Annotated in this window: 12 protein-coding genes and 3 pseudogenes; 7 read left to right on the top strand and 8 right to left on the bottom strand. The window is 64.4% G+C overall.

Annotated features, from left to right (window positions below):
* Window positions 1-605 precede the first annotated feature (605 nt).
* From IVA87_RS09855 to IVA87_RS09845, 3 genes and pseudogenes are all read left to right on the top strand, one after another.
* A pseudogene (locus IVA87_RS09855) lies at window positions 606-2,239 on the top strand (thiamine pyrophosphate-requiring protein).
* Between the two features lie 104 nt (window positions 2,240-2,343).
* Window positions 2,344-4,840, top strand: a pseudogene (locus tag IVA87_RS09850) (GAF domain-containing protein).
* A gap of 19 nt (window positions 4,841-4,859) precedes the next feature.
* Window positions 4,860-6,563, top strand: coding sequence for an alpha/beta-hydrolase family protein (locus IVA87_RS09845; protein WP_247301252.1), 1,704 nt, complete (start codon window positions 4,860-4,862; stop codon window positions 6,561-6,563).
* Window positions 6,564-6,569: 6 nt separating this feature from the next.
* Here the strand turns inward: IVA87_RS09845 and IVA87_RS09840 are convergent, their stop codons facing one another.
* Together IVA87_RS09840 and IVA87_RS09835 are read right to left on the bottom strand one after the other, a co-directional pair.
* A complete protein-coding gene (locus IVA87_RS09840; RefSeq protein WP_247333458.1) occupies window positions 6,570-8,153 on the bottom strand; it encodes an MDR family MFS transporter in 1,584 nt (527 codons plus the stop codon).
* A 156-nt stretch (window positions 8,154-8,309) separates the two neighbouring features.
* On the bottom strand, window positions 8,310-8,825 hold the full coding sequence (locus IVA87_RS09835) for a YcgN family cysteine cluster protein (protein ID WP_247301254.1): 516 nt from the start codon (window positions 8,823-8,825) through the stop codon (window positions 8,310-8,312).
* 294 nt (window positions 8,826-9,119) lie between these two features.
* Here IVA87_RS09835 and IVA87_RS09830 point away from each other — a divergent pair, with 294 nt between their 5' ends.
* From IVA87_RS09830 to IVA87_RS09815, 4 genes are all read left to right on the top strand, one after another.
* The gene (locus tag IVA87_RS09830) at window positions 9,120-11,396 is read left to right on the top strand and encodes a PBP1A family penicillin-binding protein (RefSeq protein ID WP_247301255.1); all 2,277 of its coding nucleotides are present in this window, start codon (window positions 9,120-9,122) and stop codon (window positions 11,394-11,396) included.
* A gap of 9 nt (window positions 11,397-11,405) precedes the next feature.
* Entirely contained in the window at window positions 11,406-11,984 is a 579-nt protein-coding gene (locus IVA87_RS09825; RefSeq protein ID WP_247301256.1) for a DUF1214 domain-containing protein, read from the top strand.
* Entirely contained in the window at window positions 11,981-12,565 is a 585-nt protein-coding gene (locus tag IVA87_RS09820) for a DUF1254 domain-containing protein (RefSeq protein ID WP_247301257.1), read from the top strand. Before IVA87_RS09825 ends, IVA87_RS09820 begins: the two co-directional genes overlap by 4 nt.
* 368 nt (window positions 12,566-12,933) lie before the next feature.
* Window positions 12,934-13,338 (top strand): GFA family protein, encoded by a 405-nt coding sequence (locus IVA87_RS09815; RefSeq protein ID WP_247301258.1) that lies wholly within the window; start codon window positions 12,934-12,936, stop codon window positions 13,336-13,338.
* Between the two features lie 66 nt (window positions 13,339-13,404).
* Here IVA87_RS09815 and IVA87_RS09810 read toward each other — a convergent pair.
* From IVA87_RS09810 to IVA87_RS09785, 6 genes and pseudogenes are all read right to left on the bottom strand, one after another.
* Window positions 13,405-13,904: pseudogene (locus tag IVA87_RS09810) on the bottom strand (heme-binding protein).
* A gap of 28 nt (window positions 13,905-13,932) precedes the next feature.
* On the bottom strand, window positions 13,933-14,526 hold the full coding sequence (locus IVA87_RS09805) for a hypothetical protein (RefSeq protein ID WP_247275874.1): 594 nt from the start codon (window positions 14,524-14,526) through the stop codon (window positions 13,933-13,935).
* A 153-nt stretch (window positions 14,527-14,679) separates the two neighbouring features.
* Window positions 14,680-14,850 carry a hypothetical protein gene (locus IVA87_RS09800; RefSeq protein ID WP_247333457.1) on the bottom strand — a complete coding sequence of 57 codons (171 nt, stop codon included), beginning with the start codon at window positions 14,848-14,850 and terminating at the stop codon, window positions 14,680-14,682.
* Between the two features lie 13 nt (window positions 14,851-14,863).
* Window positions 14,864-15,610, bottom strand: a complete 747-nt coding sequence (locus tag IVA87_RS09795; RefSeq protein WP_247301260.1) for a sulfite exporter TauE/SafE family protein — start codon at window positions 15,608-15,610, stop codon at window positions 14,864-14,866.
* A 555-nt stretch (window positions 15,611-16,165) separates the two neighbouring features.
* Complete coding sequence (locus IVA87_RS09790) at window positions 16,166-16,483, bottom strand: hypothetical protein (protein ID WP_247301261.1); 318 nt, start codon at window positions 16,481-16,483, stop codon at window positions 16,166-16,168.
* A 208-nt stretch (window positions 16,484-16,691) separates the two neighbouring features.
* A complete protein-coding gene (locus IVA87_RS09785) occupies window positions 16,692-17,579 on the bottom strand; it encodes a DUF1259 domain-containing protein (protein WP_247301262.1) in 888 nt (295 codons plus the stop codon).
* Between the last annotated feature and the right edge of the window lie 11 nt (window positions 17,580-17,590).

The following is a 17,590-nucleotide window of genomic DNA, read 5'->3' as shown; positions in this document are numbered from 1 at the left end:
CCCGCGCACTGACTTCAGCATGGCTCGCAGCGCCTTGCCGGAGCATGCCGCCTTCCCCATCTCGTCATTCCGAGCGCAGCGAAGCTTCGCAGCGCCGCGCTTTGACGGCCATGTAAGTCCTGATATCCTTCGGCACGACATGGCTCGACGAGCCATGCCTACGATGGCTTCAGCATAGGCACCGCCGACGACCATGACACCCCAAGTCAGGTGACGCCGCCCGTGAGGTCACGCGCAGCAAAGGGCTCCAGTTCCAATCTGGAGACAAATGGCCTCGCGGGGCAATCATCGATTGATCAGGACGATGAGGCGTTGAAGCGAAAGCTGACGATTTGCAAGAATTGCAAATAGGGAAGTTTCTCGGCCGTTGGCAAAAGCGGCTGAGTGGCTGGCAAGATTGTAGCCCGCTTGGAGACGGAGCGAACACCGGGAGTGGCTCCGCGGATGCAGTTTTCCGGATTGCACTCCAGCCGGGCTACCGCAGCACACCGCATGGCTGACCTACCGCGACTACCGTCTGCTCGCGCTTTACCCTCACCCAATTTCCTGATCCTCTCTCCTCCAATCAGCCGGGCCAACCGGCCAAGCCTCAGGAGAGAGACGCCATGAAACTCGGCACCGCAATCGCGGAAATCATGCGGCGTGAGGGGATCGAGATCCTCTGCGGCTACCCGGTCAACCATCTGATCGAGCATGCGGCGAAAGCCGAGATCCGGCCCGTGATGGTGAGGCAGGAGCGCGTCGGCATCCACATGGCGGATGCGATCTCGCGGGTGTCATCGGGGCGCAGCATCGGCGCGTTCTGCATGCAGCATGGGCCGGGCGCGGAGAACGCGATGGGCGGGGTTGCGCAGTGTTTCGGCGAATCCGTTCCCGTGCTGGTGTTGCCGATGGGCTATCCGCGCAGGCTTGCGCATATCGAGCCGAACTTCAATTCCAGCGAGGCGATGAAGCCATTTGCGAAATCCTCCGAGCCGATCACCTCGCGGCCGAGGTCGCCAACATCTTCCGCCGCGCCTTCACCAAGCTGAAGAACGGCCGCGGCGGGCCTGTGATCGTCGAGATACCGGCCGACATGTGGAACGAGGAGGTGCCGGAGCCGCTCGACTACACGCCGGTGCTGCGCACGCGCTACGGCGCCGATCCTGTTCACGTGAAGGAAGCAGCCAGCCTGCTCGTGAATGCAAAACGGCCGGTGATCTATGCCGGCCAGGGCGTGCATTACGCGCAGGCGTGGCCGCAACTGAAACGGCTGGCCGAACGGCTGGCTATCCCCGTCACCACCAGTCTTGGCGGCAAGTCGTCCTTTCCGGAAACACATCCGCTCTCGCTCGGTTCGGGCGGGCTCGCGGTGCCGCGCGCGGTCCCGAAGTTTCTGGCTGAAGCCGACGTCATCTTCGGCGTCGGCTGCTCCTTCACCGAGACCAATTTCGGCATCGCGATGCCGAAGGGCAAGACCATCATCCACTCCACACTCGACCCGAACCATCTCAACAAGGATGTGGAAGCCAGGATCGGCCTCGTCGGCGACGCCGGCCTCGTGTTCGATGCACTGCTGGAGGAGATCGGCAAGTCGGTTACATCCGATCGTGATGCCTCTGTGGTCGCGGCGGAGATTGCGGCCTCGCACGAGCAGTGGCTGGCGAAATGGATGCCGAAACTCACCAGCAACGATGCGCCGCTCAGCCCGTATCGGGTACTCTGGGACCTGCAGCACACCGTCGACATCCACAACACCATCATCACGCATGATGCCGGCAGCCCGCGCGACCAGCTCTCGCCATTCTGGAAATCGGTCGAGCCTCTCAGCTATCTCGGCTGGGGTAAGACGACGCAGCTCGGCTATGGGCTTGGGCTCGCGATGGGCGCCAAGCTGGCAAAGCCGAACAAGCTCTGTATCAATGTCTGGGGCGATGCTGCCATTGGCTTTACGGGCATGGATTTCGAGACCGCGGTGCGCGAGCGCATCCCGATCATGTCGATCTTGCTCAACAATTTCTCTATGGCGATCGAATTGAAGGTGATGCCGGTCTCGACCGAGAAATATCGCTCGACCGACATTTCCGGGGACTACGCCGCGATGGCGCGCGCCTTCGGCGGCTATGGCGAGCGTGTGTTGAGGCCGGAGGACATCGTGCCCGCGATCAAGCGCGGCATCCAGAAAACGCGGGAAGGCGTACCGGTGCTGCTGGAGTTCATCACCAGCAAGGAAACCGAGGTGTCGCGGCCGGGCACGTGAGCCGGCCGGGCTTCAGTGGCATGGCGGGGCGTTGGCTCAGGCAGCAGAAGATGTGATAATCCGGCCCGGTGCCGCGCTTGTCGCGGCATCAAGCCGGATTAGGAATGACTGCCCCTTCCAACGAAATCGAAGAACTCGAACAGCGATTGCAGTCGGCCGCAACCGAGAATGCACGGCTGCGCGGCGAGCTTGCGGTCGCGCGGGATCGCCAGAACGCCAGCGCCGAGATCTTGCGTACCATCGCAGCCTCGCCCTCCGACGCCCGGCCGGTCTTCGCGGCGATCGCGTCCAGTTCGAAGCGCCTGCTCGACGGCTTCTCCGCCACCGTACTTCAGTTCATCGGCGACGAGTTGCACCTCGTGGCGTTCACGCCGACCAGTCCGGAGGCTGACGAAGGGCTCAAGGCATCGTTCCCGCGCAAGATCGCGGACTTCCCGACCTTTGCCCTGGCGCGATGGCGAGACGATCCAGTTCCCTGACAGCGAGGCCGCCGACGTCCCGGAGCTGAACCGAAGGCTGGCGCGGCTGCGCGGCTTCCGCAGCGTGCTGTTCATGCCGCTGATGAACCGGGGCGCCCCGGTCGGCATGATCAGCGTCACGCGCGCCGAGCCTGGCGCGTTCGCGCCCGATCTCGTGCAGCTGCTCCAGACCTTTGCCGACCAGGCCGTGATCGCGATCGAGAATGCACGGCTGTTCAACGAGACGCGCGAGGCGCTGGAGCGCCAGACCGCAACCGCCGACATCCTCAAGGTGATGGCCGCCTCGCCATCCGACGTGCAGCCGGTGTTCGAGGCCATCGCCGCCAACGCCAATCGCCTGATCGGCGGCTTCTCCACGGCGGTGCTGCGCTACATCGACGGCGCCGCACACCTTGCGGCATTCACCCCGACCGATCCGGCCGGGGATCGCGTGCTCCAGAATTCCTTTCCGGTGCCCTTTGCGCAGTTCCCGCCATACTCGCTCGTGGCCAACGGCGCCGCGGCGCAATTGCCCGACACCGACCTCGAGCCGGCCGCGCGCGACATCGCGCGCGCCCGCGGCTATCGCAGCATGCTGTTCACGCCGTTGATGAGCGAGGGCGAAGCCATCGGCATCATCATCGCCACGCGCCGGGCGACCGGCCGCTTCGCCGAGCATCACGTGCGGCTGCTACAGACCTTCGCCGACCAGGCGGTGATCGCGATCAAGAATGTGAGCCTGTTCAACGCCACCAGGGAAGCGCTGGAACGTCAGACCGCGACTGCCGACATCCTCAAGGTGATCGCGGCCTCGCCTGCCGACGTCACCCCGGTGTTTCAGGCCATATCCGACAGCGCCAAGGCGCTGATCGGCGGGCACTCCTCCACCGTCACACGGGTCGTCGACGGCATGCTGCATCTGGCAGCCTTCACCACCGACGTTGAGGCCGGCAACGCAGACCTGCTCAGCTCCTTCCCGACGCCGCTGTCGGCGTCAGGCATTCACAGCCGGGTGGCAAGAAGCGGACAATATGCCTTCCGCAGCGACATGCAGAGCGAACCCGATCTCACCGAGGCCATGAAGGAGTTGGCGCGGACGCGGGGCTATCGCAGCATCCTCGTGGTGCCGATGCTGCGCGACGGCATCGCGATCGGCACCATCGCGGTGACGCGGCGGGAGCCCGGTCATTTTCCGGAGAAGGCGATCAATCTGCTCAAGACCTTTGCCGATCAAGCCGTCATCGCGGTCGAGAACACGCGCCTGTTCAACGAGGTGCAGGACCGTACCCGCGAGCTCGCCAAATCGCTCGACGACTTACGCGCCGCGCAAGACCGGCTGGTTCAGACCGAGAAGCTTGCATCGCTGGGCCAGCTCACCGCCGGCATCGCCCATGAGATCAAGAACCCGCTCAACTTCGTCAACAATTTTGCTTCTATCTCCGCCGAGCTGACGGACGAGCTGAACGAGGTGCTTGCGCCTGTCATGCTCGCAGACGACATTCGGGCGGAGGTCGACGAGCTGACGGGGCTTCTGAAAGGCAATCTGCAAAAGGTTGTGCAGCACGGACGACGTGCCGATTCCATCGTCAAGAACATGCTGCTGCATTCGCGAGAAGGCGGCGGCGACCATGGGCTGAGCGACATCAACGCGCTGGTCGAGGAGAGCCTCAACCTCGCCTATCACGGCGCACGCGCCGAGAAGCCGGGATTCGACGTGACGCTGAAGCGCGAGCTGGATCCTGCGGCCGGGCAAGCCGAAGTGTTTCCGCAGGAGATCACCCGGGTGCTGCTGAACCTGATCTCGAACGGCTTCCATGCGGTCACCAAGCGCAAGGCCGAGGGCGCTGCCGATTACGAGCCGGTGGTGATCGCTGCCACGCGCGACCGCGGCGACAGCATCGAGATCCGCATCCGCGACAATGGCACCGGCATTGCGGACGAGGTCAGGGAGAAGATGTTCAATCCGTTCTTCACCACCAAGCCAGCCGGCGAAGGCACCGGCCTCGGGCTGTCGATGAGCCACGACATCGTGGTGAAGCAGCACGGCGGCACCATCGACGTCACGACGGAGCCCGGCGCGTTCACCGAGTTCACGATCCTGCTGCCGCGGAAGAGCAGTTTCGCGGAGAACGACAAGGGATAGCGCCAACCAGGGGGGTGTTTTGAACAGTCTCGCGTGGTTCATTCGACGGCACCTGCTCTCGCTGTCCGGTGTCGGCCTGGCGCTGGGCGCGCTGTTCTTTGCGGCCGCGCTGACGCCGACGCTGATCCCACGGAGCTACCTCACCCAGGGCGCCCTCGCCGGCGGCTGCTTTGCGATCGGTTATTGCGCCGGCGTCCTGTGGCGCTGGCTTTGGCGCCATCTCGAATTGCCCGAACCTTCGGCGCACGCGAGATCGATAGCGAATGCGCTTGTCGCAGCCGGCTGCCTGCTTGTCGTCGTCGTCTTTCTGCGGCGCAGCGCCGAATGGCAGAATTCGATCCGCGCTGTGATGAAGATGGCGCCCGTCGAGACCGCGCATCCGCTCAAGGTCTGCGCCGTCGCCCTGATTGCATTCGTGGTGCTGCTGGTGCTGGGGCGGGTGTTCGCGCTTGTCGCGCGCTTCCTTGCTGCGCGCACCAGGCGCATCATTCCGCGGAAGATCGCGAACGTCGTCGGCATTGTCCTCGCAGGCCTGTTGTTCTGGTCGATCGCCAGCAATCTCCTGATCGACACGGCGTTTCGCGCACTGGATTCCTCCTTCCGCGAACTCGACGCCTTGCATGAGCCCGAGCGGCCGCAGCCGACCGCTCCCGGGCGAACGGGAAGTCCTGCGTCCCTGGTGACATGGCAGGACCTCGGGCGTACGGGGCGCCGGTTCATCACCTCGGGTCCAACAGCAACCGAGATCAGCGCCATCACCGCAAGGTCCGCGCAGGACCCGGTGCGCGTCTATGTGGGCCTCGGTAGCGGCGATGTGAAGGCGCGCGCGCAGCTTGCGCTCGAGGAGCTCAAGCGGCAGCACGGATTCGAGCGCAGCGTCCTGATCATCATTACGCCGACGGGCACCGGCTGGATCGATCCGTCCGCCATGGATACGGTCGAATATCTCCATCACGGCGACGTCGCGAGCGTCGCGATGCAGTATTCCTATCTTAACAGCCCGCTGTCGCTGCTGTTTCAGCCCGAGTACGGCGCGGAAGCTGCGCGCATCCTGTTCGCGGAGATCTACGGCTATTGGACGACGCTGCCGAAGGACCGCCGGCCGAAGCTGTATCTGCACGGGCTCAGCCTCGGCGCCATGAACTCGGAAAAATCCGCGGAGCTGTTCGAGACAATCGGCGATCCGATTGCCGGTGCGCTGTGGAGCGGGGCGCCCTTCGAGAGCCGCATCTGGCGCGCGGTCACCGCGAACCGCAATCCGGGCTCGCCGGCGTGGCTGCCGGAATTCCGTGACAGTCGCGTCGTGCGCTTCATGAACCAGAACGGACCGACGGTGCCGCCGGATGCGCCCTGGGGGCCGATGCGCATCGTCTACCTGCAATATGCCAGCGACGCGATCACCTTCTTCGCGTACCGCGACGCCTATCAGGCCCCCGCCTGGTTGACGCCGCGCGGGCCGGACGTGTCACCAGAGCTGCGATGGTATCCCGTCGTGACTATGCTGCAGCTCGCCCTCGACATGGCGGCCGCGAACGGGGCGCCGATGGGCTTTGGCCATGTCTACGCGCCCGAGCATTACGTCGATGCCTGGGTCGCGGTCACCGATGTCCATGACTGGTCCGCCGAAGCACTGGCGCAGCTCAAAGAGCAGCTTGCAGCGAAGGCGCGGAAGGCGAGCCAAGGCAGCGCCGGGGACGATCCCTACGCCGATCGCGGCGGGTGAAGCGCCCTACTCCGCCATCTCGACCGGCTGCGCGGTGGCGGGCCCGGCGAGCGGCCGCTCCTCCATCGCAATCAGGCAGAGCGCGGCGGTGGTCATCAGCGCGGTGGCGGCACCGAACACGTAACGGAAGGCGTGCCGCATCTCGTCGGCGGGGATTGCGATGCTGCCTGCGGCGTGATGCTCGCCCGCGAGCGGAACGTCGGTGCCGAGGGCGATCAGCAGGATCGCCGCGAACGCCGCGACCGTGAACGAGGACATCAGCGAGCGGAAGAAATTCATTGCGCCGGTGATGGTGCCGACTTGCGGACGCGCAACCGAGTTCTGCAGCGAAACCACGCACACCGGGAAGGTCGTGCCGAGCCCAAGCGCGAACGCGGCCATCAGCGTGAGGAGGCCCCATAGCGGCAAGGTCGTGAGTGTGAGGCCAAGGCCGCACAGCGCAGCCCAGGACGTCCCGATGATGGCGACGCGCTTGTAGTGCTTGGCGCGCGCCATGGTGCGGCCGGCAATCGCCGCGCCGCAGGTCGAAACCGCCGCGAGCGGAATCAGAGCAAGCCCCGCCTCGCTGGCGGTGAGATGATAGACCTGCTCGTAATAAAGCGGCAGTTGCACGGTGAGGCCTGTGATCGCGCCGAGACCGCAACCGCCAGCCGTCAGGGCGAACGGCGCAACAGTCCCACCGAGCAGCGGCAGCGGCAGGAACGGCTCGTCCGCACGCCGCGCGTGCCAGACAAAGGTCACGGCGAGCGCGACGGCGCCACCCAGCATCGCAAGCACGGCCGGCGATAGCCAGGCATAGCGCGTGCCGCCCCAGGTCAGCACCAGCATGAACACAACGGCGGACGCCATCAGCAACACGCCGCCGAGCCAGTCGACCTTGCGCTTGCGGTGGAACACCGGGATCTTTTTCATCCTCGGCAGCAGCAGCGCGATCGCGGCGGCTGCCAGCGGCAGGTTTATCCAGAAGATCATTGACCAGTGCAGATGCTCGGCGAACACGCCGCCGATGACCGGGCCGAGGATGCCGCCGACCATCCAGACGCTGGAGAAATAGGCTTGATATTGCCCGCGCTCGCGCGGTGAGACGACGTCAGAGATCACCGTCTGCACCACCGGCATGATGCCGCCGCCGCCGAGGCCCTGAAGACCGCGCGCCAGAATCAGCATCGGCATGTTCGGCGCGATCGCGCACAGCACCGAGCCCGCGACGAACAGGCTGAGCGAAGTGATGATCATGGCCTTGCGACCGTAGATGTCGCTGAGCGTGCCGAACACCGGCGCGACCGCGGTCGAGGCGAGCAGATAGGCCGTGATCACCCAGGACAGGCTGGAGACGTCCTGGAACTGGCGTCCGATGGTCGGCAGCGCGGTCGCCACGATGGTCTGGTCGAGCGCGGCCAGGAACATCGTCACCATTAGGCTGATGACGATGGTGCGGACCTCGTCCTGTGACAGCGGCACCGGCGGGGCGATGGACGGCGCGTCATCGACGCTGATGACTTCGCTCGGAAGGCGGGACAGCTCTTCGGCAATGTCGTCAGGCAACGCCTGGATGTCGGCAGAACTGCTCTGCCGGTCGAACTTGTTCATCTCGCTCGGACGTCGTGTGGCGGCGCAACGCCGCGAAGGATTCGTTCTATGCAGCCCAATGTAGACAGCAAAATCCTTCCCGGGCAGGCACCGCGGCGCATGGGTGCATCCCGCCGCCGGGTCATCCCGAACACGTGATGCGGAGCCTGCGGCGGGTCAGCTCTTCGGCCGTCGCTTCAGGCGGGCTCGTTTCGGCAGCACGGCCGGCCATCGCACGATGTGGTCCTCGAGATCCTCGTCCGGGATCTCCTCCTCGCTGCCCTCGACCCGCCCACGCACGGAGACGCCGGCCTCATGCACGGTATTGGGATCGCCTGACACCAGCGGATGCCACCAATAGAGGTCGCGCCCCTCGGCAACCAGCTTGTAGCCGCAACTCGGCGGCAGCCAGTTCAGGGTGCGGACATTGGCCGGGGTGAGGCGAACGCAGTCCGGAACCTTGTCGGAGCGATTCGGGTAGTCCTTGCAGGCGCAGCTCGCCCCATCGAGCAGCTTGCAGCCGATGTGGGTAAAATAGATCTCGCCGGTGTCCTCGTCCTCGAGCTTGTTCAGGCAGCAGCGCCCGCAGCCGTCGCACAGGCTTTCCCATTCGTCCCCAGACATCTCTTCCAACGTCTTGGTTTTCCAGAAGAATCCTTCCTGGCCGGAAGGTCGTTTGGGAGCTGCGGTCATGCGCCTCAACAAGAGTTCGAAAGAGCTACGGCGATGTCATCTACGGCGTGCGGCTGTGCAGGTGCAAGCAGACGCCCTTTGAGGCCCGTAATGACCCGGGGTCAATTAGGCCTGTTGTTCAAAATCGCGAGCGTGGCCATTGGTTTATGGGCCCTGCTCGGCTAGAACGAACAGCAAGTCCCCAAAGGACGCGAACCGGGCGCCTTGGGTTTGCCGCAACATTCCCGCAGGACGTCTCGATGCCGCCCCGGCCGGGTGCTTGAACGCTTTCGAAGCAAGCCGCAAGGGTTCTAGGTGCGCCAGATCATACCACCGCATTGGAAGCAGAAGATCCGGAATTTCCTCCTGGATCTCGATGCGCGCATCGACTCTTCGCTGTTCTCCTCGGCCAAGGGCATCCGCGAACTCTACGAGCGCTACTCGACCTTCATGGACCGGTTCTATGTCGGGCGCTGGAAGCGCTGGGTCTTCATCGAGCCGCTGTCGGAAGCCGCGACCCTCGGCCTCGGCGGCCTGGTCGTGATGCTCACGCTCGCCATCCCTGCCTTCCGCGAGACCGCGGACGAGGACTGGCTGAAGAAGTCCGACCTCGCGGTGAGCTTCCTCGACCGCTACGGCAACCCGATCGGCAGCCGCGGCATCAAGCACAACGACTCGATCCCGCTGGAAGACTTTCCGGACGTGCTGATCAAGGCGACGCTGGCGACCGAGGACCGCCGCTTCTACGACCATTTCGGCATCGACGTCGCCGGCACCGCGCGCGCTCTCGTCACCAACGCCCAGGCCGGCGGCGTTCGCCAGGGCGGTTCCTCGATCACCCAGCAGCTCGCCAAGAACCTGTTCCTGAGCAACGAGCGCACCATCGAGCGCAAGGTCAACGAGGCTTTCCTCGCCATCTGGCTGGAATGGCGCCTGACCAAGAACGAGATCCTCAAGCTTTATCTCGACCGCGCCTATATGGGCGGCGGCACCTTCGGCGTCGATGGCGCCGCGCATTTCTACTTCAACAAGTCGGCGCGCGACGTGACGCTGGCGGAAGCGGCGATGCTCGCCGGCCTGTTCAAGGCGCCGACCAAATACGCCCCGCACATCAACCTGCCCGCCGCCCGCGCCCGCGCCAACGTCGTGCTCGACAACCTCGTCGATGCCGGTTTCATGACCGAGGGCCAGGTGTTCGGCGCCCGCCGCAACCCGGCCTTCGCGGTCGACCGCCGCGACGAGGCGTCGCCGAACTATTATCTCGACTACGCCTTCGACGAGATGCGCAAGCTGGTCGACACCTTCCCGAAGTCCTACACCGAGCGCGTCTTCGTGGTACGGCTTGCGATCGACACCAATGTGCAGAAGGCCGCCGAAGACGCGATCGAGAACCAGCTGCGCCAGTTCGGTCGCGATTATCACGCGACACAAGCGGCAACCGTCGTCGCCGATCTCGATGGCGGCATCCGCGCCATGGTCGGCGGCCGCGACTACGGCGCCAGCCAGTTCAACCGCGCCACCGACGCCTATCGCCAGCCCGGCTCCTCGTTCAAGCCCTACGTCTACACCACCGCCCTGCTGAATGGCTACACGCCGAACTCGGTCGTGGTCGACGGCCCCGTCTGCATCGGCAACTGGTGCCCGCAGAATTATGGCCATTCCTATTCCGGCTCGGTGACGCTGACCCAGGCGATCACGCGTTCGATCAACGTCGTGCCGGTGAAGCTGTCGATCGAGATCGGCCGGCGGGATCAGCCGAAGGCGCCGAACCCGGCCAAGGTCGGCCGCGCCAAGATCGTCGAGGTCGCCCGCCGTTTCGGCATCAAGGCCCCGCTGCCCGATACGCCGTCGCTGCCGATCGGCTCGGACGAAGTCACCGTGCTCGAGCATGCCGTCGCCTATGCGACGTTCCCGAACCGGGGCAAGGCGGTGACGCCGCATTCGGTGCTGGAGGTGCGCACCGGCGCCGGCGACCTCGTCTGGCGCTGGGACCGCGACGGTCCGAAGCCGCGCCAGGCGATCCCCGCCTCCGTTGCCGCCGACATGGCGGGCATGATGAGCCACGTCGTCAGCGAAGGCACCGCGCGCCGCGCTGCGCTGGACGGCATTCCGACCGCGGGCAAGACCGGCACCACCAACGCGTATCGCGACGCCTGGTTTGTCGGCTACACCGGCAATTTCACCTGCGCGGTGTGGTACGGCAACGACGACTATTCGCCGACCAACCGAATGACCGGCGGCTCGCTGCCGGCGCAGACCTGGCACGACATCATGGTCGCGGCGCATCAGGGCGTCGAGGTGCGGGAGATCGCCGGCATCGGCATGGGTCAGAAGCTGCCGCCGCAGCATGTCAGCAATGCGCAGGCCAATGCGGCGCCGAAGGTGCTGGAGACCAAGCCCGGTCCGCCGCCCGTGCTGACCAAGCGCGGCGCCGACGTTCTGGTGCGCGTCGAGAAGCTGCTGGATGATGCGGCCAAGACGGCGAACAAATCGGCCGCCGACACCAAGCCGGCCTCGTCGACGAATGCGCTCGCCTTCCCGCAGAATTATGCGGAAGAGAACGCCAACGCCTCCGCCCCGCGCAAGAACTGATCGAAACCCGTGCGGCTGATCCTGATCACATTGACGGCCCTTCTGCTTGCGACGGTAGTCGGCGTCGGCGCGACCTGGATGACGACGACGCGCGGCACCGAGATCGGCGCGCTGACCATCGGCGCCTGGACCGCGCGCCCGCGCACCGGCACCGCCGACGTCGATCCCTATTCACGCGCCACTATTGTGCGCAACGGCGAATTGCCGATCGGCACCGGCGACGGCGTCGCCTTCACCGCGACCACCGACGACAAGAAGAAGGCGCTCGACGGCCGCTGCGACGTGATCGTCTCCGGCGTGACGCCGCCGGCGCGGTTCTGGACCCTGACGCTGTACGACCGCAAGGGCCACCTCGTCGCCAATTCGCTGCAGCGCTACGGCTTCACCAGCCAGGAGATCGTGCGCCAGTCCGACGGCTCGTTCGAGATCCGCATCGCCTCGCGCTCGCGCGCCGGCAACTGGTTGCCGACCGGCGGCATCGAGCGCTACGCCTTGATGCTGCGCCTCTACGATACCCCGGTCGGCGTTGCCACCCGCACCCAGCGCGATGCGCCGATGCCGCAGATCACGACGGTGGGCTGCTCATGATCCGCCTGTTGTTCACCATCGTTGCCGGCATCATTCTGGGTCTCGTCGTCCATCTCGTCAGCGTGCTGGCGCTGCCGCGGATCGCGACGCAGGACGCCTATTCGCGGCTGACGCCGATGACCAAGGTGAACGCCGTCACCCAGCTTCCCCTCGCCGATCCGCAGACCTCACCGATGCCGTTCATGGATCCGGCCTTTGCGCTCGCGATCTGCCGCTACGATCTGTCGGGCGGACCGATCAAGCTGACCGTGCCGGTGAGCCCGGCCTACACCTCGGTGTCGTTCTACACCCGCAACGAGATCGCCTATTACGCCATCAACGACCGCTCCGCGGGCCGCAAGGTGATCGAGCTCGACCTGATGACGGAGGCGCAGCACAACGAGCTGCCCGAGGACGAGGAGGTCACCGCGGCCGACCGCCTGATCATCGATTCCCCTGCTACCACCGGGCTGATCGTGATGAAGGCGCTCGCCCCCGAGCCCGGCCTGATGCAGCAGGCGCAAGGCTCGCTCGCGGCCGCGACCTGCGCCCCCCAGACCGAGCCGCCGGCCAAGGCCGAAGCGCCGCGCAGCCGGCGTTGAACCGCGCTGCTTTGGCAGCGCAGCAACAAAAACTGCGAAAACAACCCCATGCACAGTAGCCAAGTTACTGAAGTCCATACCGCTTTCATGTCGGCATTTCCTCCACAGCGGCCGCGAGGGCACCGGGCTGGCCAAACGTCCTTTTGACACGTCGGGCAAAACACCGGCACGATGCCATCATCGAGGGATCGGCCGTTGCGCGTGCGGAACCGCGCGGCCGACACCTGCTCCCCAGTCATCTGACCGCAGCTGCGATGGCGGGAGATGTCAGGCGACAGTAGGACGCAAGCGAAAATCGATTGCGCCCGTTGAAGCAGCACGTTTCCAGCGCTATCGATCTGCAAAACTGCGTCAAGCGGGAGGAACGCATGAGCACCATCACCGGCGGCTGTCACTGCGGCGCAATCCGTTATCAGATCGAGGGCGAAGCAATCGTGCACGCGCTGTGCCACTGCCGCGATTGCCGGCTTCACGCCGGCGCTCCGCTCGTCGGCTGGACGATGTATGCGGAGGATGCGGTCAAGGTGACCAAGGGCGAGCCCAAGGTGTACCGGTCTTCGGAACATGCTCGGCGGCGCTTCTGCGGTGACTGCGGAACTGGCCTGTTCTACGTCAACGCCAACATGCCTGGGATCATCGACGTCCAGAGTGCGACCTACGATAATCCCGATGCCGTGCCGGCCACGATCCACATCCAGGTCGCCGAGCGTCTGCGCTGGATGGAGCGTGCACACGAGCTGCCGACGTTCGATCGGTTTCCTCCGCAGCCGTAGCGACAACCCCGGTCCGGCTTCGCGCCAACGTTTAAGGGCATTCCAGCCGCGAGCTTAATCCGCGCCTCAAAACTCCAGCTTGTCACGGATGGCTTCGATTCCGGCTTTCGCGCACGCTTCGTCCGCGTCGCCGCCCGGAGCGCCGGACACGCCGACCGCTCCGACCAGAGAGCCGCCTGCTTCGACGATCAGCCCGCCTCCGATGATGACTGTTCCGGGCAGATTTCGAATGCCCGCCTGCATCATGCCGGGTTGGCTGATCGCATTCAGATCGGTCGTACTGGTCTTGAACGACGCAGCTGTCCACGCTTTGCCGATGCCGTTATTGGCGTGTGGGGACCTGCAAAGCGGTCGCGCAGCATCACTTGCGTCAGACCGGAGCGATCGACGACAGCGACGGCAACCTGGTAGCCACGGGTGCGGCAGCTGTCCAACGCGGCACGCGCGAGATCGAGCGCCAGCTCCGGACTGAGCGATTTGTAGGCAACCAGGGCTTCTTGCGCCTGCATTGGACTGATGCACGCGATCAGCAGGGCGGTCGCGACCGACAGACATCGAGCGTTCATGGCTAACTCCGGCGAGGTTGGGCAGATGCTATTTGACCTCACCATATGCCAGATCATCGAACAGGGTCACGCTATCCGCCTTGGTCCACAGGCCGATCATGCCGGCGTTCGTAATCGTGGCGTCCTCCACCTCGAATAACGGCTTTCCATCAAAGGTCACCTTGAATCGATGTCCCGCGAAGTCGCAACGCAACGCGTGCCATTGCCCGGACGCCACCGGCGTGCGAACGCCATATCCGCCCTTGCGACCGACAATCTCCAGCGACGTTCGAATGCCATTGATTGTCTTGTAAAGCACGACATTGTCCTCCAGTGCGTTGGCCCGCACGACGTAGTAATTGTCGGCATCCTTGGCGCGCCAGATGATTCCCGCGGCGCGATCCTCGGACCCGGTAACCGCCTTGAACTTCACTTCAACAAAACCGTCGCGGATGGTGGTACCACTCTTGATGGCCACCGGAAAAGTCGCCCGTCCGGATTGCTTGAGGACGTTCGGCTTGCTTGGCGCCGTGGGCTCGGCCTCGACAGTCCATTTCGATTCTCCCTGACCGGTCTTCGTTAAAGTCCATCCTTCCGGCGGCATTCCGGCCGGAACGTTGTCAAAATTCAGGGTCTCGGCCATGGCGTTCCCTCCCAATAACCAAATCAGCATGGATGCAAGAGCAAGCCACGCCCATGCGGAAGGTCGCGACGGAAAGTTTGTGGCGGTGCCTATCATCAATTGTCCTATCATCAACTTTTCGGGCCATGGGATCGGCGTGCGGCTTGCCTCGGCTCATCTGCAGTCATCGTTCGCCGGAGAATACCAGAAGGCGATCACCTCCAGGCAGTCGGGCGCCGTGTGCGCAATGAAGACGCCGCGCGTCTTCGGATCGACGGCGGCGTGATCGAAATCGCTGTTCAGGCCATTCGGGACCGGGATGAAGCCCAAGCTCTTCAGTGGCATGAAGCCCTCATGGTCAGCGGGAGGAAAACGGCAGTGTCGACGCGATCAGCGAGAGCCCGGCGATCAGCAGCAATGCCAGCACAGCCTTGCGAAAGGTCTCGTCATCGATCGTTCCGAACAGCTTGAATCCGGACCAAAGGCCGGCGACCATGAAGGGAACGCCGAGTGCGTACATCATCAGTGTTTCCTTGGTGATCGTGCCGGCCGCCGCCTGGGACAGAGAGATGACCACGAAGGCGACGAACAGCACCGGCTGAAAGACGGCCCGCTGCACATCCTTCGGCCAACCTCGCCACTGGCAGGATATCGTGGAGATGACGCCGCCGAGTCCTGTCAGCCCGCCAAGCATCCCGTTTGAGATGCCGATCGCGATATCGGCGCCGGTCCCGATCTTCATCGGCGCGAACACCGGCCGTGTGAGGCCATATATCGAGTAGACCAGCAACAATAATCCGACGCCGAACCTCAGATAGACGGGATCGAGATAGGCGAGAATTCCAACGCCCATCGGAATGCCGATGACGGTTCCTAGCGCGAGCGGCCATGCTTTGCGCAGATCCAGCACATGTCGCAGCTTGTACATGCCGTAGCCCTGGGTGAGCAGACCGTATCCAGCGATCAGAGTGGCGGTCTGTATCGGCGTGATGATGTGCAGCCAGACGCCGGAAACCACCAGACCCATCGCAAAGCCCGAGAAGCCGCTGACGAAACCGCCGACGAGGGCGGCAAGAGCAAAGACAGTGAAGACAAGAACATCCATATGACCGTCCCCGGAACGAGGTGGCGAGCGCTTGGATGGGAATCCATCTCACGGGGAGCTCGCGGTACCCCCGAAATCATAAGGTGTTATGTCAGACGCTTCTCCCGCTTACCTCCCGTCCTCGCGATATGCTGCAAGATGCCGGCGAGCACATAGCTGCTGGCCTTGGCGCCATAATCGACGTGACAGGTGCTCGTACATGTTGAGCGCCAGAATCGGCGTTCCGCCGGCGAGGCTGTCAGGGACCCGACGCCCACTGATTGACGAGCCTGCGATCGCGCGGCGACCGGCCGACCGCGAGGTCCTGACGCGCGAGAGGAATAGAAGGGCTTGGAGATGGATAGGCAAACGGCAGACATGCAGCGTCCTTCGAAAAAGGGACGCGATTCTTGGGCATGTCGCCTCACGGGGAGATCGCTTCCCCGTACCCGCAACTATTGCGCAGCGGGCGGATTTGTCAAATGCCCTCCGCACTCCGCTCTGACCAGCGGATGGATATTTCAACTGACTCGTAGACAACCAGCGCTTGCGAGCGTCCGGAGGTTGGCTGTCGATTCACCGCCGTTCAGGATCGTCAGGATGAGCTCGCCAATCTCGACCCACGGTTTGATGCTCCTGCCCGGATGACTCAGCTCGACCCGCGCGTTCGCCTTCGCTGCCGCCTTGCGCTTTCCAATCACGGCCAATCTGAACGTCTTCAGCATCCTTTCTGTCCTGCTCGCGGGCCTGCTCGGCCTGCCCGGGCGTTTGATCCGGTTGCACTGGAACGGCGGCCGGACCCGACTGCGTCGGGGCCTTCTCCACTTCGGCGGCAAGTGAGGGGCCGACAGCGCAGGACAGCAGAACTGCCGTGATCATCGCAAGAACACGCATGGTTTCCTCCTCTGTTCGATGAACGGTAACAACCGGTCCGCACATGAGTTCAGAAAGGATCGCAGCGCTTGGCGCTGCACGGCGGGGCAAGGCACGACAAGTGCCTTGCTCCACGCCCATGCATTGGACCAGCGCTTTGGATGACTTGGACTCGGTCAGCACGCGACTGGCTCGACGAAGACCACCGTGCGCAGCCCCCTCCCTGGCGTCAGCTCTTCGTGCTGGCGGTCTTGTCGAGCGCCGCGCGCAAGCCCTCTGCAAGTTTGACGGCATCGTCGTTGGCCCAGAAATGCATGAAGAAGAGCCTCGGCTGCTCGTCCAGCATGTGGCTGTGCAGCGCCGTCACCTCGATGCCATGCGTCCGCAGCGCCGCGAGGACCGGGTTCACCTCGTCGCCGGTCAGGACGAAATCGCCTGTGATGGCCGCCTTGCCGCCGCCGGTCGGCTGAAAGTTAATGGCTATCGCAACGCCCATCGCGCCGACCGGAGTCAGCGGCATGCCGTCCTCCGTGATCGGGTCGCGCCGCTTCACGTTGAACTGGTAGACGCCGCCATTGCCCTGCCCCTTGACGCCGATGATCTGGTCGAGCTTCGCCGTGTCGAGCTCGATGGCAGGCGGCGCGTTTCCCGGCGCCGCCACCGTCAGCGGCGTCTTGCTTTCGGCAAGCCCATCATGGATGGCCGAGGCCAGTTTGACTGGATCTCCGTGTCCGGCGATGTGCATGTAGAATGTGGCCGGGCTCGCGCGAAGCAGATGATTGTGTACGGCGGTGATCTCGAGACCGCTCGCAATCATCTTCGCCATGACGGGATTGACCTCGGTCTCGAGCAGCACGAGGTCGCCCATGACCATGGCGCCGCCATGCGCCGGCTTGAACGCGACCCAGCCGCCAAGCGCCAGCGCCGGCTTGATGGTTACGCCGTCGAGCGTCACCGTGAGATCGGTGCGAGGAAAGCCGTAGCGATGGACATCGTCCGTAACAGTGGGCTTGCGGCCCAGCGTCTCATCAACCTTCTGCCAGTCGACATTCTGGGCGTGAGCCGCCACCATGAAGCAGGTGCCGATGAGCATCAGAACCGGGATTGTCTTTCTCATTGAACTGCTCC

Origin of the sequence: Bradyrhizobium sp. 147 (assembly GCF_023073935.1) — a bacterium.
Classification (GTDB): Bacteria; Pseudomonadota; Alphaproteobacteria; order Rhizobiales; family Xanthobacteraceae; genus Bradyrhizobium.
Note: the sequence above shows the minus strand (reverse complement) of the source record. Positions and strands in the feature narration are given on the sequence as shown.

Bases quoted from the DNA above. Each gene is read 5' to 3' on its own strand.
- IVA87_RS09800 (WP_247333457.1), bottom strand. From the start codon at position 14,850: ATGCCACTGAAGAGCTTGGGCTTCATCCCGGTCCCGAATGGCCTGAAC.
- IVA87_RS09795 (WP_247301260.1), bottom strand. From the start codon at position 15,610: ATGGATGTTCTTGTCTTCACTGTCTTTGCTCTTGCCGCCCTCGTCGGC.
- IVA87_RS09840 (WP_247333458.1), bottom strand. From the start codon at position 8,153: ATGAACAAGTTCGACCGGCAGAGCAGTTCTGCCGACATCCAGGCGTTG.
- IVA87_RS09835 (WP_247301254.1), bottom strand. From the start codon at position 8,825: ATGACCGCAGCTCCCAAACGACCTTCCGGCCAGGAAGGATTCTTCTGG.
- IVA87_RS09820 (WP_247301257.1), top strand. From the start codon at position 11,981: ATGATCCGCCTGTTGTTCACCATCGTTGCCGGCATCATTCTGGGTCTC.
- IVA87_RS09790 (WP_247301261.1), bottom strand. From the start codon at position 16,483: ATGCGTGTTCTTGCGATGATCACGGCAGTTCTGCTGTCCTGCGCTGTC.
- IVA87_RS09815 (WP_247301258.1), top strand. From the start codon at position 12,934: ATGAGCACCATCACCGGCGGCTGTCACTGCGGCGCAATCCGTTATCAG.
- IVA87_RS09785 (WP_247301262.1), bottom strand. From the start codon at position 17,579: ATGAGAAAGACAATCCCGGTTCTGATGCTCATCGGCACCTGCTTCATG.
- IVA87_RS09805 (WP_247275874.1), bottom strand. From the start codon at position 14,526: ATGGCCGAGACCCTGAATTTTGACAACGTTCCGGCCGGAATGCCGCCG.